Below are 14,493 nucleotides of genomic sequence, written 5' to 3'. Positions count from 1 at the left end.
GCAAAATCTTATTTCTGCAAGTAAACAGAAATAGGGGTCAAATTCAGGATTTTAAAACCGGCGATTGGTTTTTTCACTCAAGGACGTAAAATATGGCAACTCTGGATTATTTAAAGGACAGAGCTTATAAAAAAAGATTAAATAAGATAGAGATTCCTCAAATTGAAGAAAACTTCAGGGGTTTTATACAAAATCCCTCATATTCGGGATATACACATAAAGTTGCATTGAAAGTCAACTACCCTTGAGCTAAAGACTCAGGGGTTTCCTGCTGAAGGTTTAAGGAGAGAATCTTCTTAATATCTTTTTTATTTAATTGCCTTAGTTTTGATTTTATTTCCATTAAGCCATCCAGATCCTCTGCCTCAAGAAAAGCTTTCAGATCCGAACTTATTCTCATAGAAAAAATACCCATATTAATGTATCCCCAAATATTATGCTCAAACTGTGAAGTGAAATTTGAATAAAACCCCTTGCACAGTTAGTTTGCATAGCTACATATTTGGGCATATATTGCCTTAATGGTCTATGAACTGCATAACTTAAATCAAACTATGTTCAAGTTTATTCTTTTGAACTGCATAACTTAAATCAAACTATGCTCAAGTTTATTCTTTATATCTTTTATTCAAATTTCACTTCACAGTTTGAGCAATTGAAGATTTGATCTTAAAACCGATTAGATAAAAACCTGTCCTGGAACAGGAATTCTAACTATTTTTGCTATCCTGGCGTTTTTGCTATCTGATGATTTTTGCTATCTGATGATTTTTGCTATCCTGGGGATATTAGTTATATTAAATACACATTTTGTTGCATTTATCTCTCATTATGTGGTTGATTTCTAACTTAAACCTCCATTTCAGGCCAAAAATAGAAATAACAGAAGATGTTAAAAATATCTAACTTAATGTTTGAAATACCGAATAATATGTTATAAATAAAAAACAGATTTTAGGCAATCTGTGAAAAAAGCATGGAACAAATATACAGAAAGAAGGAGGACAAAAAGTATGGAAAAAATATACAGGTTCAAACTGGTCCTGGGAATAATTATTATGCTTGCCGGGATGCTTTCGGCAGCTTTTCATATATTTGAGACAAACACCTCTATTATTCTGATCAACGTGGGTCTGATCCTCTTTGTTATAACAGCCTTCAGGCTTTTCAGACAGGGGGACCTTCCGGAAAGGGACGAGAGAACAAAAAAACTGGCAGCTTACGGAATAACTTATTCCTGGCTCCTGACACTGGTGCTCATTGCAGTGCTTTACTGGGTGGAATACTTCAAACTGGTTGAACTTACTGTTGGAGGTGTGCTTGGAATACTTCTTATTTTCATGAGCATTTCAGCAAATGTTTTCAGGTGGCATTTCATGCAAAAGGGGGATGTTGAGTAAGGACATCCGGAGGATTAAGAGTGAAAACAAGGATAAAGGAGTTTCGGGCGAGGCACGACCGGACCCAGGAAGCTCTTGCAAATCTGGTAGGGGTCCGGAGAGAAACCATTGTTTTCCTTGAAAAAGGAAAATATAACCCTTCTCTGAAGCTTGCCTATAAAATAGCTAGATCATTGGATACCACAATTGATGAATTATTTATTTTTGAGGATTCTGATCTTGAATGATGACGTAATTATTCAAAATTGAATCAAATTAAATAAACTTATTAAATGTTGCATTATATTTACCAGGCAAGTTCTTCAGGAGAAAATATGGAAAATACACTGATCGTCTTTAAGAATGTCTGGAAAACCTATCAGATGGGCGAAGTTCAGGTCAATGCTTTGAAAAATGTGAGTGTGAAACTGGTTAGAGGAGAATTTGCCGCTATAATCGGTCCCTCAGGAAGCGGGAAGTCTACAATGATGAACCTGGTGGGCTGTCTCGATATTCCTTCGCAGGGCAAAATTTTCCTGAAAGGCCGGGATATAGCCGGTCTTCAGGAATCAGATCTGGCAGCCCTTAGAGGCAAAACAATTGGGTTTGTTTTTCAGCAATACAACCTGATTCCCGGAATGACTGCTCTTGAAAATGTGCTCTTGCCCCTGGAAATCCAGGAGATTGACGATAATACTGCAGAAAAAAGGGCAAAAGAATTACTTGACCTTGTAGGGCTTTCCGATAAGATGCAGAACAAACCCTCCCAGCTCTCCGGGGGCCAGCAGCAGAGAGTTTCGATTGCAAGAGCCCTTGCCTGTGACCCCGAAATTATCCTTGCTGACGAGCCGACAGGAGCTCTTGACAGCATCACCGGAGATGAAGTGATTTCAATTCTTTACAGGCTCTGGAAGGAAAAAGGTAAAACAGTAGTTATGGTCACCCATGACATGCACCTTGCAGGATATGCCAGCCGGCACATCCAGCTCAAGGATGGGGAGATGATAAGGGATGGACCAAATGAAGAACAGATCAGTCCTGAAATTCAGGAATAAGTAAATTGAGGTGTCCAAAAATGGGTTTTAAACAATATATCATTTTAATTTGCGTGATTCTGCTTAGTCTGTCTTTATGCAGCGAAACCGTCCTTGCTGCAAGCGGGAGTCTTGATAAGGGCTTAAGTATTAACCTTCTCAACCAGGACCCTGACCCTGTAAAGCCCGGGGATGTGCTTGAAGTAAGGATTTCGATCGAGAACACCGGTTATGATGACATCGAAAACTGTTTTCTGGAAATCAAGCCAGATTATCCTTTCAGGGCTCTTTCGGGAGAAACACTTGTAGAGAATATAGGTACACTGGGAAAACGCTCCGAAGATGACCGTAGAAAGGTCGTGAAGTTAAAACTCGGAGTTGAAAATGATGTCAACGAAGGTAAGTATCCCCTCAAAGTATACCTCTACTCAACAGGCAGCAAAAATAAAGTATCTCTTACCCGGGAACTCACGATAGATATTAACAGCGAATCAAATGCTGAAATTGAATACATCAATGTCGAAAAGCTGATACCCGGAGAGAAAACCAAACTTATTTTCGGCATAAAAAATGTGGGAAATTCTCCTCTCAAAAACTCAATGTTTTCCTGGGAATCCACAAATGATGTGATCTTGCCTGTAGGTTCCAGCAATGTCAAGCATATAAACCTTATTGATGTTGGAGAAACTGCCAATGTCAGCTTCGAGGTCCTGACCAACGTAAATACAAAGCCAGGTCTGTATAAGCTGGATATGGTGCTTACATATGACGATATTGAGGAGCTCCAGACAATTACGGAAGCAGGTACTGTAGAAAACCAAAAGCGAAAAACAATCGAAAGTAAAGCAGGAATCTACATAGGAGGTACCACGGACTTTGATATTGCTTTCATGGAAAGGAGCTCTACGGGAGCTTACACCTTTTCGGTTTCCAATATAGGAAACAACGGAGCAAACTCAGTCAAGATTTCTGTCCCCCTGCAGGAAAACTGGACTGTAACAGACGGTGGTAATTCGGTAATTCTCGGGAACCTGCAAAAAGGGGACTACACGATTGCGGATTTCAGCCTGGAACCCGAAACTGTTGGCCAGGATCTCCCACTAAAATTTGAAATCAGTTATACTTCCAGTGATGGAATGAGGCAGGTTGAGGAAAATGTACTCTCCCTTTATGCTTTCCCTTCTACCCTTCCGGTAGGCTCCAAAATGCCAGAAGAAAGTAGTGGGTCGAGTTTCTCATATAAACTTGTATTACTCATCCTTCTCGGTGCTGTAAGTTTTTTTGCTTATAAGAAGCATCAGAAAAATATGAAAGAAAAGAATGCTGAAGGAGAACGGATCGGCGAAAACCAGATGGATGAAAAAAATACGGACGAGTAAATTAAAAGCCCGGGTCTGTGTTTCTATGAAACTGGCAAAGATTTTAAAAATTGCCCTAAACATGGTCAAAGCCAATAAGTTGAGGAGCTGGCTGACCATTATAGGGGTTATTATAGGCATTGCCTCGGTAATGGCAATTGTTACAACCGGGGAGTATTTCCAGGAGCAAGTGACTGAAACACTGGAAGGGTTGGGAGGTGATACCATTACAATCGTGGCATCAACTCCTTTTCAAATATCATATGAAGATGATTCGGGGTATGGGGAAGATACGGGAGAAGCCTCAGGGAGTCCGGGGATAACTGCAGAAGCCAAAGAGGAGTCTGAAAATGGCATTTCCGGTCCTGTTGAATTTGAACCCGTAACAGAGGCAGAACTCACAAGGATGGATGTATTTGTTCTTAGGGGTATTCCGGACATAGAGTATGTAAACGTCAACGTTGAAGAAGGGGCTGAATTAAAATTAGGAAGCGAGACGACTTATGTCAGGGTTAAAGGTGTAGACCCGAATGTCTGGCCCAAGCTTACAAAAAAGAAGGTGGAAGAGGGCAGGATGCTGGCACCCGGAGACCGGGCGGTTGTGGTTATTTCAAACGAACTCGCAAAAGAGACCTTCGAGCGGGAGATCCGGCTCAACCAGATGGTCCTCCTCAATGGAAGGTCTTACAGGGTAATCGGAATCCTGGCAAAGGACGGAGGGCTTCTCGGAGGCCTGGGAGGGCTTTTTGGGAGCAGCGTTTATATGCCTTACCAGGAGGTATATTCCATTCCGTATAGTGCTGAGGATATACCTGAAAGGGGAAGAGACGTCTATAACAGCATAGAAATAAAACTCTATAAAGGGGCAAATTATGATTCAGCCCTTCAGGAGATTGAACGTAAATTGAGATTCTCGAGAAGAGTTACCGAAGATACGCAGGACTTTTATATTAACTCCCCAAAAGAAGCGATTGAAAGTACCCAAAAGCTGATTAACGGCCTCACAACCTTCTTGGCATTCATCGCAGGCATTTCTCTTCTTGTAGGCTCTACAGGAATCGCGAATACAATGTTTACCTCTGTACTTGAGAAGACAAAAGAAATAGGGATCATGAAAGCAATAGGAGCAAAGAATAGTGATATCATGCTGATTTTTCTTTGCAACGCCGCAATGATCAGCCTTGTAGGCGGGATAATAGGCATCCTTCTGGGCACGGCTGCAGTACAGGCAATCTTGCTCCTGATTTCAATTAAAATGAACGTTCCCTTCGAGTTTGCCCTCAGCCTGAAAGGAACCCTTGTTGCAACCCTGGTCTCCATAGTTGTGGGGCTTATTGCAGGCCTTGTGCCGGCAAAGAATGCGTCAGAACTGAAACCAGTGGATGCTCTGAGGTATGAGTGAAGAAAACGGGATTCTGAAAAGGCGCCTTTTACCCCTTAAAAGAAGAAGGGCAGCCTTCAAAAACAGGCTTGAGTACTCTGCTTGACCGGTGCAACCCCGAGCCTGAAATAAATAAACCAAGTGAACTACCACTCAGCTAAAGACTGAGTGGCTTCTTGGTTCATTCCTCCCTCTATTGAGGGCAAGTCCCCAAGCTCATCCCCGTAGTCCCTACGGTGTCATAATCCAATTAGATTCTGATCTATGAGAGCGAATTTTTTAATATTGATAGCGGCATTAATGTATCTATCGTGTTTGGTTTTACAGTCTGGACAAATCTATTCTCTGTCTTTTAGCTGAAGCTCTTTATTGTGGTATCCACACACACTACATAGCTTAGAAGAGGGTCCAAATTGTCCTATTCTCAGGACGGTTTTTCCAAACCATTGAGCCTTATATTCCAACTTTATTACAAAACTACTCCACGCAGAATCACTTATAGCCTGTGCTAAGTGATGATTCTTAACCATGCCTTTAACATTTAGAGTTTCCAGAGCTACAGCTTGGTTTTCGCTAACAAGTCTAAAAGAGAGTTTGTTCTGGAAGTCATTTCTCTGATTTGTTATTTTGTCATGGAGTACAGCAAGTCTTCGTTTAGCTTTTGCCCTGTTCTTAGAGCCTTTCTGTTTCCTTGAGACTCTTTTCTGTAATACTTTGAGCCTTTTAAGAGAGTTTTTCAAGTACTTTGGATTCTCAACCTTTTCTCCTGTTGAAAGGACAGCAAAGTCTTTGATACCTACATCAATTCCTACTGTTGTTGATTCTGTGAAAGCTTCCTTTACTGGAAGTTCTTTTCCATCTTCAACAAGGATACTGATGTAGTAATGTCCTTTACATGTCCTTGATACCGTAGCCGTTTTAGGCTCTCCTTCAAACTTCCTGTGAAGAACTGCTTTAATTGGTTCTATTTTAGGAAGCTTGATAGTATTATTTTCAAAGTTTACAGTGTAGTGTTGAGGTACAGGGAAAGACTGTATCGGATTCTTTTTTGATTTGAACTTTGGAAACCCTGTTTTCTCTCTAAAGAATCTAGTGAAAGCGGATTCAACCTGCTTAGTCATCCCCTGTAATGATTGAGAGTTAACTTCTCCTAACCACTCATTAGAAGCCTTTAGAGTAGGAATTAATTTGTTTAAGTCAAATCTGGAAATTGATTCCCCTGCCTGCTCATAAGTTTTAATTTTCTGGTCAAGTGCCCAATTATAGACAAATCTACAGCTACCTATATGCTGATTCAATTGAATAGCTTGTGTAGTTGTAGGATAGAGTCTAAATTTGAACGCTTGCATCATACAAAGGCATTATATGATTTAACAACATATATACTTTTTGGTAAATACGAAGTATGAAACACGGAATCATAGCAAATTTTTGTTAATGTATCATGTTATTTTTGTTTGCAAATACCGAAAAGTCATACTTGAACCAATTAGCGAAGAACTCAAACAGATTATGAGTGACATTTCAAAAGAGTCTAACTTTGAAATCCTTGAAATGGAAACTGACAAAGACCATATTCATTTCTTGATCAAGAGTGAGCCGAAAGTTAGCGTTTTGTCAATTGTCAGAAAATTGAAACAAGAATATACTAACAGGTTATGGAAAACTCAAAAAGAATATCTGAAAAAGTATTATTGGGGTGAGAATACGTTATGGAGTGATGGTTATTTTGCGTCTACTATCGGAAATGTGAGTAAAGAGGCGGCAGAATATTACATACGGAATCAGGGTTGAAGTTGACGCTTATATCCCCTGAGCTAAAGACTCAGGGGTTTTACGCTTCTTCATATAAACCGATGCCTGCAGACAGGCTAATAGTTATAGTCCAACATCTAATAGTTATAGTATAATTTTAATAATTCTAATATAACTTTAATAATTATAATCAAAAATTTAATATTCATAGTATAAGATTTAATAATTATAGTCAAACATTTAATATTTATAGTATAACATCTAATAATTATGGTCAAACATTTGATGATTATAGTCCAAAATTTTATTCACCTCAATATTTTCTCACCTGCCTTCAGACCGGCAGACTGAGAAACTTTACCTTTTTTCTGATTAAAGAGCAGGCAATTTAAAGTAGAATTGCATCAAAACATTTTGAAAGGATATTTTTAAACAAGTTCCAGATATTCTGGATATGGAAGAATTAAAATGGAATTCCCTGATATAGATGTGTTGAAATGAAGAAGAGTGTTCAGAACCTCAGTTCCGGAAGAACCTTTAATGAACCTGTTATCCGTAAGATCTACGGCTTCCTCTTTGGTTCATACGGCCCTCAGGGCTGGTGGCCTTTAACAGAACTTCAAGACAGTAGCGGGACAAATCCCACAAAAACAGGATCTATCCGGGGGTATCATCCCGGAGACTACACCTATCCACATACAGAGAGTCAGCAATTTGAGATTATTTGCGGAGCCCTGCTTACGCAGAATACGAGCTGGCAGCAGGTTGAAAGAGCGCTCATCAACCTCAGGCAAATGGACTCCCTTTCTCCGGAAGCACTTTTATCCCTTGACTCAGAAACCTTAAAAGAAGCCATAAAGCCTGCAGGATATTATAACCAGAAAGCAATGCGTCTCAAAATCCTTGCCGAGTGGTTTCTGAATTTGAAAAGCAGAATGCCTAAGCGGAAAGAACTGCTCTCGATAAAAGGTGTTGGGCCCGAAACTGCCGATTCAATCTTGCTGTACGCCTTTAAACAGCCCTCGTTTGTGGTTGATGCATACACCAGAAGAGTTCTAAGCAATCTTGGCCTGGCTGAAGAGAAAGCAAAATATTCAGAAATCAAGTCTCTGTTTGAAGAAAATTTACCGGAAGACCTGGCCATCTATCAGGAATACCATGCTCTTCTTGTGGAACATGCAAAGAGGTATTATCAAAAGAAGATTAATTATTCGCAGTGTCCGCTTCTAAGAATTGTCCCTGAATGAAAATTTCTATGAATTAAAAGGTTTTAAAGGAGAAGAAGTAGCTACTGGCGAAACTTCCGCTGAAGTTCTCGCTGTATTATTTTCTTAACCCGACTTAAATACTGGTTTACGTGATCAAATTCTAGAAAGGCAATCAAATGCCCTATTAAGTGATTGAATACTTGATCTAATCCAGAGTTTCGTTACGCTTTGGTTTGTGCTTTCTTTCTTATCTTTTTCCCTTATGGGGGTAGCCTGTTCTTATAAGAGCTTTATTCCATCCCAGTCGGAAAGGTCTGCATCAAGAACCCCTTCATGGACCATCTTTTCAATCTCGTTTTCGACCTGTCCGTAAGTGAATTTATAGTCGTATGAGATCGCGGAGATTACATCCGGGCTATGGCAGAACCTATCTGGAAATGCGTTATTGAATATTGCTATGTTCTTGATAATTAAGTTTCTAAGTTTTTCCATATTTATATCACCTGTTTTTATTTTAATTTACGATTGTTTTTTATTTTTGTCTAGTTTTTGGTTTCTCTTCGACATAGTATAGTTGTTTGGCATCTATAAATAGATTTCCTATGTAGTAAATATATGTCATAGATACCTATATATTTTTAGTTCATCGATTTGAGTCTATTATCATAATATGCTTCGTCTAAATAAAGATAGGAAAGTTCTTTACTCAAACAACGCAGGTGAACCCCTGCTGCAAAAGTAGGGTGTGGGACCTGGAGAAAAACGGCTTTCTATGCGAAAGCCTCCAAACCTTCATAGACAAAAGCTTAAAGCTGGTTTTCAGTACCCTGAAACTCGAATACTGCAAAATCCTGGATTTGTAAAGCAGATTACTGATATTTTCGGGTACCTGTCCGTAAGCAGACGGCAAAGAGTTCTACAGGCATACATGGTGCCAAAAAGTATACAGGAAATAGTCGCTGCCTCTTCTTCACTAATTTTCAGGATTGTGCAGTGCCCAAAGGAAGATAGGATCCATTCTTTTCTGTAAAATCCGGTTCTCAGGTTTACATCGTAGAAAAAGTTTTTTGCTTTTATTTCCGAAAGCAGCCCTTTAAGCGAAAGGGATTGTTGCGATATGTGAGAGTTTTGAGACTATATTTACAATTAAAAAAAATATGTCATACTTTTTGCTGGCGCGCAGATCTCAGTAATATGCCAAGCATGACAAAATGTACTTACGTATCTAGCATTATAATATTAGAAAACATGAAATAAAGAAAAATTTAATCGAAAATTAAACTAATAGAGGTGTATCGATGGATGGGGTTAAAAGAGTGTGCAAAAAAGCTGCAAAAATAGCTTTTTGTGTTGTTATGGGCGCCGGTTTAATTGGTTTCGTTAAAGGCGTATGTGTAGGTTATTTTATTGGTCGTCACAAAAATAAATGTGTTGGCACGACATAAAAAGTACTTATAAAGATGTATGGGTTAAGGGTAATAGGGTTTCCTTTTAATCGATGGGTAGGACTGCAGGTAGAGGTTGGATCGCAGGTAGGGACTTGAGAATAGGGACTCAAAACCTTATCATCTACTTTTGAACTAATTTTCTGAATATCGGTGAGATGTGTAATTTGATCTTTTTGATTTATATTCCCTTTTTCCCTTCCTTAAATACGAAAATATAAAGGATAGGTAAAATACCTACCGTATTCAAAAAGAGTATAACAATAAACCAGTATCTCTGAGATTCTCGTGCTGCCTTCCATAGAGCTATACCCTTCCAGAAAAGCTCCCACAGTACCAGAATTATAATCAGGGCTGAAAATTGTGGATTTGTTTGAAGCAATGAGATAGAAGTGTCTACCATTTTCCTCTCTGGAATGTAAGAGACTATCCAAAATTAAGAGACTATCCAAAATTAAGAGACTATCCAAATTTAAGAGACTATCCAAAATTAAGAGACTATCCAAATTTAAGAGACTATCCGAAAGCCCTGTTCTGTACAAAAAAATTGTTTTTTATTATTCTGACTTTATAGAAATGAACTAATTTTTGGCTAGAGCAACTTTCTAAAAAAAAGATTGTGCATAATCCTTACACGTGCGTTGCGTTTTTTGAAGATACCTATTACCCTGGTAATACAGTGTGTGGAAGCTGTTTTGCAATTTTTAGCTAAAGAAAAGCCATTTAATTTCTATATATACGTTGACAAGCATAAGAGTGATCAGAACTATCAAATGCCAGCCTCGATAGTATTTCATGTCTGGCTTAAGTTCCTTATCCCAATCATCTTCACTTCTTTTTATATATTTTCCTCCTTTGTTTTTTATTGTTTCAATCCCTGTTTTGCTGGAAGCTATTTTGCAATAGGGTTTCAAAAAGCCCTATTATTCTTTTGTTTTCAAAATAGAGCAATTTATCAGCAGATATTTTTTGACATTTTCCGCGGATCTCACTATTAAGCTAGGATATGTAAATATCAGCGGCATATAAATATTTCGAAAATGAACTGACTGACGTTGATATTATATTTTTTTAATATGCAGAAGTTTGTCATGAAGCCGCCATAAAAAGAGAGGAAATTTTTGTTAAAGATATTTTCCAAAAAAATAACTATGTATAGCTAATACAAAAGAGTACACTTTTTTTGAGTTACCTATATCCTCCTAATTTAGTGCGGGGATGGAATTAGACTCACAAAATCCTTCTATTTCAGATTCTAAGACTTGCAGGAAAGAAGATTTCCTTTCTCACTCTAAAATTCCCAGTTCTTTCATAAGTTCTTCCGAATACTCCGGCACCGACCCCGGTTTTGACGCTACATAAGTTCCAAGGATGCAGGCTATTGAAGTGGCTTTTAAAGCTCCGTACCCTGAAAGATAGGTGTACAAAAAGCCCGCAGAAAAAGCATCTCCGGCTCCGACTGTATCCGCAACCTCTACAGGTGAGGTTTTAATTTCCTCATAAACTCCATCCTGATAGACAGCTGCTCCCTCAGGTCCTTTTGTTATGCAGATTACGGATATTTTCTGGTATCTGTCCATAAGCAGGCGGCAGAGAGTTCTACAGGCATACGTGGTACCAAAAAGCATACCAGAAATTTTTGCTGCCTCTTCTTCATTCATTTTGAGGATTGTGCAGTGTTCAAGGGAAGATAAGATCCATCCCTTTCTGTAAAATCCGGTTCTCAGGTTTATATCGTAAAAAAAGTGTTTTGCTTTTATTTCCGAAAGCAGCCTTTTCAGCATCTTCCTGTTTTCTTCTGACCTCTGGGCAAGGGTCCCGAAGCAGAAAACGTCCCATTCCTCAGCTGCAAGCGCTTCAAATTTCCTTTCGTCCGGAGTAATCGCGTCCCAGGCCACCCCTTCATTTATCATGAAAATAGGGATTCCTTCGTCTTTAAGTTTGACAGTAACGGTTCCGGTTGGCCTTTTTTCATCAATCAGAATGTATGAGGTATCGACTCCCATTTCTTCAGCTCTGGCAAGGAGAGTTTTACCAAGCTCATCCTTTCCGACTGCGGTGAGTACAGCCGGTTTTGCTCCCAATTTTGCAAGGTGGGCTGCAAGGTTAAGGGGGGCACCTCCTAAATGGGCTGTGCCTTTGATGATATCAAAAAGGGCTTCTCCGAATGTGAGAATTTTCATGCTTTCGACCTGGTTCTGGTTCCTTTGAAGGTTTTGATCCCCTTGAGTTTTTTGATTCCTCTGGGATTTTGATTCCTCTGGGATTTTGATTCCTCCGGGCTTTGATTCCTCTGGACTTTTGGTCTCTTTGATTACCTGATAAGGCTCAAAGAGGCTGCAATGTCTTCGGCTATCATCTTTCTTTTGCTCTTTTCGATGAAAAAACTGGGGCCTGCTTGCAGGTAAGACGGAAAAGCTCTCTTTCCCCTGAAAAAGTAATCTTTGCCTCGAAGCTTGTAAGTGGACCCGGCGGGAATCACTTTTCCCTCTCCGTTTCTACTGGCAATGTAGTTGACGGCTTTGATTGCAACATCTCCCATTAACAGGAAAGCCTCCACGTTCGGAAAAAGAGAAAGCTCCTTTTCCAGTATTAAAGGGAAGCGTATAGTACAGATGTAAGAGCTGCTATGATAGCAGACACTGATGATCAATATGTCTATGACCACTTAAATGGCCAAGGTACCATGGAATCAGATGAATATCCAGATGATAATTTGTATGCATATGGATCTTGGAGGTGTTGATTTGAATAAAATGATCTCATTAACACTTCTAATGCTTGTTCTTGGAGCATGTACTATTCATTGTGTAACAGAATCAGAAGCAAGTGACGAAGCCTTTTCTGATACAATAGAAAGCAAGGCTTGTGGATCATATGACGAAATTGTCATCAACGCTTCAGTTCCTGAAGTGGAAGAAACCCTTCCATATTATAAGGTGTTAAAGGAAGATAAAATCCACGAAAACGTGGATAAAGTCATTAAGCCTAGAGGATCTCTTCCTTCTGAAGAGGAAGCTGTCAAAATTGCAAATGAGTTCCTTGATGAACGAAACTACTTGCTAGAAGGAGCTTATATAAGTTTTCTGGACACGTATACTATCAAAACGATAAATGAAGATACAAATACTGTTGAAAAAGAAACACCTGTGTTCGTAAGAGTCTCCTATAATCGAAACCTCGATAGTTACCCGGTTGTCGGACCTGGGGACTCAATGGAAGTGTGCATTGGAGAAAATGAGGAGATTGTCTATTTCTTTAAAACTTGGAGAGAAGTCGAAAAAGCTGGTGAAGTATCCATAATTGATGCAAACTCTGCTATAGAAAAACTAAGGCAGAACGAAACTGTAGAAAAGCTAGCTGGATCTGAAAAATATCCAATTGAAATTAATGAAATCGAAATTGGCTATTACTCAGAAACGACTGGCAAGGATCAATCTTACTATAAACCTGTTTGGATTTTTAGAGGTAAAGATGGTTTAGGATATGACATTGTGAGGTGTGTGGAAGCAACCTAAAAAGCTGGATATAATAATAGAATTATTAAGAGTTTGAATATTAAATTCTCTTTTATTTTTTTATATTTTTGGATTCGCTCTGTTATAGTTCTGTTATAGTTAAAAGTTTGTAGAAATACAAGATTGTAGAGGTGATTTAGTTGGCCAATAATGTAAGGAATAAATTTATTATTATAGCTGTTCTCCTGATAACAGTTATAATTTTCTACATATCTCTTCCCATACTCATTCCTTTTATATTCGGAGGATCAGCAGCACCGTTTTTTGTAATACACAATCACGATACCAACAGTCATGAAGTAACAGTTGAAGTATTTGATCAAAATAATAAATCAATAATAAATAAAACATACATTCTTAAAAGTAAAAGTGATGTTTCCCTATCCCGCCCTTTAAAAGTAAGGCTCCAAGGAGAAAATAGAGAATATGCATTTAAGGTAACTATGGATAAACAAATTACAAACACAACTATAGTGGAAATTCCAGACCGTAAAACTTCAGTAGACATACGTTTATACACCGAATCCGATGAAATCATTAATCATAAAAATGATACCCATAAAACTATCCCTATTATTATAACAACTGTAAAATGGATGTGAGAAAAATACAATATCATAACTTACCTCACTAAAAAGATAATACATATCCGTCCGGGAATTCCAGAAAAACGGCAGAATTAACTTTCATTTAACCTTTTTCGTTATGTTTTGGGCTATGGGCTGCCGGAATTGGACCTGCTCTGTATCTCTCTTGCCAGAAAAAGAAAAGCCTTTAACGAGCTTTAGACGTGCTTCGGAGATATTTATGCAAGGGTGAGTTATTTGAAAATCAAGGCTTCCGATGAGGATGCTTTTGCGATCCAGAGCAGAATAAGGGACGAGAGCTGAGTAAGAAAAATAAAGGTTGAATATAAAAAATAAATAAAGAATTACCTGGCATTCATGTCAGGCTGCATTATCCCGAATATATTTTTTTCTGTGTCGAGACAATATGCAAGCCAGCCTATGCCGGGTATGGAACTCTTTTCCATAGTCACTTTGCCGCCGTGCTTCTGTATCCGATCCAGGTATTTATCGATGTCCGGGACATCTATTGTGCAGATATAGGTGCTTATCGGAGTGTCTGCTCCCGGTTCTTCTATCTGCCTCTTCATCAAGCCGCCATTAATTCCTGGATCTTCTTGTTCTCCGGTTGTTATATTCCAGTATTCTATTGGGCCTTCCCATTTCTCTATCTTCCAGTCGAAAACATCTTCGTAGAACTTTTTTGCCCTTGCAACATCTTCTGCATGTATTTCGAAATGAACTACTCTTGGCGTGATAACTACCCCCTGCTATAATTAAATAATCTGGATGGTATTTATATATTCATTCGGGCTTCACTTTTTAGAATAATGTATATTCTTTTGCTTA

The 14,493-nt window shown here is 38.7% G+C and carries 16 protein-coding genes and 1 pseudogene; 10 read left to right on the top strand and 7 right to left on the bottom strand.

The window, feature by feature from the left end; genetic code table 11:
* The first annotated feature begins 92 nt into the window (after positions 1 to 92).
* Entirely contained in the window at positions 93 to 248 is a 156-nt protein-coding gene (locus MSWH1_RS19055) for a hypothetical protein (RefSeq protein WP_156148122.1), read from the top strand.
* Here the strand turns inward: MSWH1_RS19055 and MSWH1_RS19050 are convergent.
* Positions 239 to 400: a hypothetical protein gene (locus MSWH1_RS19050; protein WP_197074579.1), complete on the bottom strand. Its 162-nt coding sequence runs from the start codon at positions 398 to 400 to the stop codon at positions 239 to 241. The genes MSWH1_RS19055 and MSWH1_RS19050 overlap by 10 nt on opposite strands.
* Before the next feature lie 613 nt (positions 401 to 1,013).
* Between MSWH1_RS19050 and MSWH1_RS08875 the strand changes: the two genes are divergently transcribed.
* The 5 genes from MSWH1_RS08875 (at position 1,014) to MSWH1_RS08855 (ending at position 5,173) form a co-directional block, all read left to right on the top strand.
* Complete coding sequence (locus tag MSWH1_RS08875) at positions 1,014 to 1,400, top strand: hypothetical protein (protein WP_048127845.1); 387 nt, start codon at positions 1,014 to 1,016, stop codon at positions 1,398 to 1,400.
* 20 nt (positions 1,401 to 1,420) lie between these two features.
* Positions 1,421 to 1,627 (top strand): helix-turn-helix transcriptional regulator, encoded by a 207-nt coding sequence (locus MSWH1_RS08870; RefSeq protein WP_048127843.1) that lies wholly within the window; start codon positions 1,421 to 1,423, stop codon positions 1,625 to 1,627.
* Positions 1,628 to 1,714: 87 nt separating this feature from the next.
* Positions 1,715 to 2,434, top strand: coding sequence for an ABC transporter ATP-binding protein (locus MSWH1_RS08865; RefSeq protein ID WP_048127841.1), 720 nt, complete (start codon positions 1,715 to 1,717; stop codon positions 2,432 to 2,434).
* Positions 2,435 to 2,454: 20 nt separating this feature from the next.
* Positions 2,455 to 3,792, top strand: coding sequence for a COG1361 S-layer family protein (locus tag MSWH1_RS08860; RefSeq protein WP_048127839.1), 1,338 nt, complete (start codon positions 2,455 to 2,457; stop codon positions 3,790 to 3,792).
* Entirely contained in the window at positions 3,770 to 5,173 is a 1,404-nt protein-coding gene (locus tag MSWH1_RS08855; protein ID WP_231585682.1) for an ABC transporter permease, read from the top strand. Before MSWH1_RS08860 ends, MSWH1_RS08855 begins: the two co-directional genes overlap by 23 nt.
* A gap of 218 nt (positions 5,174 to 5,391) precedes the next feature.
* On the opposite strand, the pseudogene tnpB reads toward MSWH1_RS08855, so the two are convergent.
* Positions 5,392 to 6,504: pseudogene (gene tnpB / locus MSWH1_RS08850) on the bottom strand (IS200/IS605 family element RNA-guided endonuclease TnpB).
* A gap of 28 nt (positions 6,505 to 6,532) precedes the next feature.
* Here tnpB and tnpA point away from each other — a divergent pair.
* Together tnpA and MSWH1_RS08840 are read left to right on the top strand one after the other, a co-directional pair.
* Positions 6,533 to 6,946, top strand: a complete 414-nt coding sequence (tnpA, locus tag MSWH1_RS08845; RefSeq protein WP_156148120.1) for an IS200/IS605 family transposase — start codon at positions 6,533 to 6,535, stop codon at positions 6,944 to 6,946.
* Positions 6,947 to 7,404: 458 nt separating this feature from the next.
* Entirely contained in the window at positions 7,405 to 8,154 is a 750-nt protein-coding gene (locus MSWH1_RS08840; protein ID WP_048127835.1) for an endonuclease III domain-containing protein, read from the top strand.
* A 240-nt stretch (positions 8,155 to 8,394) separates the two neighbouring features.
* On the opposite strand, the gene MSWH1_RS08835 is transcribed toward MSWH1_RS08840, so the two are convergent.
* The 4 genes from MSWH1_RS08835 to MSWH1_RS19040 all read right to left on the bottom strand — a co-directional run bounded on the left by MSWH1_RS08835 (position 8,395) and on the right by MSWH1_RS19040 (position 12,102).
* The gene (locus MSWH1_RS08835; RefSeq protein ID WP_048127833.1) at positions 8,395 to 8,607 is read right to left on the bottom strand and encodes a hypothetical protein; all 213 of its coding nucleotides are present in this window, start codon (positions 8,605 to 8,607) and stop codon (positions 8,395 to 8,397) included.
* A gap of 1,134 nt (positions 8,608 to 9,741) precedes the next feature.
* Positions 9,742 to 9,963: a DUF5652 family protein gene (locus tag MSWH1_RS20805; protein ID WP_048127829.1), complete on the bottom strand. Its 222-nt coding sequence runs from the start codon at positions 9,961 to 9,963 to the stop codon at positions 9,742 to 9,744.
* An 883-nt stretch (positions 9,964 to 10,846) separates the two neighbouring features.
* Positions 10,847 to 11,743 (bottom strand): carbohydrate kinase, encoded by an 897-nt coding sequence (locus tag MSWH1_RS08815; protein WP_048127825.1) that lies wholly within the window; start codon positions 11,741 to 11,743, stop codon positions 10,847 to 10,849.
* 131 nt (positions 11,744 to 11,874) lie between these two features.
* Complete coding sequence (locus MSWH1_RS19040; RefSeq protein WP_156148117.1) at positions 11,875 to 12,102, bottom strand: hypothetical protein; 228 nt, start codon at positions 12,100 to 12,102, stop codon at positions 11,875 to 11,877.
* A 178-nt stretch (positions 12,103 to 12,280) separates the two neighbouring features.
* Here MSWH1_RS19040 and MSWH1_RS08805 point away from each other — a divergent pair, with 178 nt between their 5' ends.
* Together MSWH1_RS08805 and MSWH1_RS08800 are read left to right on the top strand one after the other, a co-directional pair.
* Positions 12,281 to 13,078 (top strand): hypothetical protein, encoded by a 798-nt coding sequence (locus tag MSWH1_RS08805; protein ID WP_048127823.1) that lies wholly within the window; start codon positions 12,281 to 12,283, stop codon positions 13,076 to 13,078.
* Between the two features lie 140 nt (positions 13,079 to 13,218).
* Positions 13,219 to 13,680: a hypothetical protein gene (locus MSWH1_RS08800; RefSeq protein WP_048127821.1), complete on the top strand. Its 462-nt coding sequence runs from the start codon at positions 13,219 to 13,221 to the stop codon at positions 13,678 to 13,680.
* A gap of 329 nt (positions 13,681 to 14,009) precedes the next feature.
* On the opposite strand, the gene MSWH1_RS08795 is transcribed toward MSWH1_RS08800, so the two are convergent.
* Positions 14,010 to 14,402: a VOC family protein gene (locus tag MSWH1_RS08795; RefSeq protein ID WP_048127818.1), complete on the bottom strand. Its 393-nt coding sequence runs from the start codon at positions 14,400 to 14,402 to the stop codon at positions 14,010 to 14,012.
* Positions 14,403 to 14,493 lie beyond the last annotated feature (91 nt).

The organism is Methanosarcina sp. WH1, from assembly GCF_000970005.1.
In the GTDB taxonomy this organism is placed as follows: Archaea; Halobacteriota; Methanosarcinia; order Methanosarcinales; family Methanosarcinaceae; genus Methanosarcina.
This window is presented reverse-complemented; position numbering and strand designations above follow the sequence as displayed.

Excerpts from the sequence above, each read along its gene's own strand:
- MSWH1_RS19055 (WP_156148122.1), top strand. The coding sequence starts at position 93 with ATGGCAACTCTGGATTATTTAAAGGACAGAGCTTATAAAAAAAGATTA.
- MSWH1_RS19050 (WP_197074579.1), bottom strand. The coding sequence starts at position 400 with ATGAGAATAAGTTCGGATCTGAAAGCTTTTCTTGAGGCAGAGGATCTG.
- MSWH1_RS08875 (WP_048127845.1), top strand. The coding sequence starts at position 1,014 with ATGGAAAAAATATACAGGTTCAAACTGGTCCTGGGAATAATTATTATG.
- MSWH1_RS08865 (WP_048127841.1), top strand. The coding sequence starts at position 1,715 with ATGGAAAATACACTGATCGTCTTTAAGAATGTCTGGAAAACCTATCAG.
- MSWH1_RS08860 (WP_048127839.1), top strand. The coding sequence starts at position 2,455 with ATGGGTTTTAAACAATATATCATTTTAATTTGCGTGATTCTGCTTAGT.
- MSWH1_RS08855 (WP_231585682.1), top strand. The coding sequence starts at position 3,770 with ATGAAAAAAATACGGACGAGTAAATTAAAAGCCCGGGTCTGTGTTTCT.
- MSWH1_RS08840 (WP_048127835.1), top strand. The coding sequence starts at position 7,405 with ATGAAGAAGAGTGTTCAGAACCTCAGTTCCGGAAGAACCTTTAATGAA.
- MSWH1_RS08835 (WP_048127833.1), bottom strand. The coding sequence starts at position 8,607 with ATGGAAAAACTTAGAAACTTAATTATCAAGAACATAGCAATATTCAAT.
- MSWH1_RS20805 (WP_048127829.1), bottom strand. The coding sequence starts at position 9,963 with ATGGTAGACACTTCTATCTCATTGCTTCAAACAAATCCACAATTTTCA.
- MSWH1_RS08815 (WP_048127825.1), bottom strand. The coding sequence starts at position 11,743 with ATGAAAATTCTCACATTCGGAGAAGCCCTTTTTGATATCATCAAAGGC.
- MSWH1_RS19040 (WP_156148117.1), bottom strand. The coding sequence starts at position 12,102 with ATGGGAGATGTTGCAATCAAAGCCGTCAACTACATTGCCAGTAGAAAC.
- MSWH1_RS08805 (WP_048127823.1), top strand. The coding sequence starts at position 12,281 with ATGCATATGGATCTTGGAGGTGTTGATTTGAATAAAATGATCTCATTA.